Source organism: Streptomyces sp. AC627_RSS907 (assembly GCF_019049165.1).
On record NZ_JAGMUE010000383.1, the window covers coordinates 1 to 699 of the forward strand.

At 57.4% G+C, this 699-nt stretch carries 1 protein-coding gene; it reads left to right on the forward strand.

All coding sequences use genetic code 11. The features are described 5' to 3' along the window. Positions 1–389, forward strand: a 389-nt coding sequence (locus KUM32_RS36015) for a hypothetical protein (protein WP_217146120.1), incomplete at its 5' end; no start/stop codon positions are given. Positions 390–699 lie beyond the last annotated feature (310 nt).

Sequence of the window (699 nt, forward strand, 5' to 3'; positions counted from 1 at the left end):
CCCCATGGGGTCGGATGTCACCGGATGGAACGGAGAATAAGGTGCTTGATCTACTTTCAGAAAAAGAGCTTCCCGGTGGCTTTACTTACCCCGACGCCTTTATGCGTGCTGCCGAGTCGGGCTTGATTAGTCTGGAGCCGTGGTGGCTACTGGAAGGCGACAGATTGCGGGTGCGCATATCGGGCCTGCGGGAGCGATTCCCGGAGCGGCAGCTAGTGCCCTTTGCGCGTCGCGAGGATAACGACGATGTCGCATGCTGGGATGTGGGTAGCGGCAAGGTATGCATAATCCATGATTTCACTACTCCCGGACGAGAGCAGCGAGCTGAGTATCCGCACTTTTACGATTGGCTGCGATCGGCGGTGGAGGATTTCATTCAGCACGATTAGCCTTATCTCGATGGCCACAGCCTGCTGTGATTCCATGATAAGTGGCAGCGCGCAGGGGCGATGTTGGTGCTGTCGGAGTCGACACTCTTCGTGCTCGTTGCTGAGTTCAGACTGTTCTACTCCGTCATGGATAGGGGATGGCTCTGTCCTTGTGGACGGAAGATTCGTTATGCTCGCAATCAGCCGTTCGGCAAGATTTTCTGAGTGCCCGGAGGCCCGGCGGGCAAAGAATGCTGACGCGCGTTAGCGTGATCGTGTTACGGTGGGGTGAATAGCTGCCCTACCGTTTCGGGTGCGAGCCGGGGAGAGG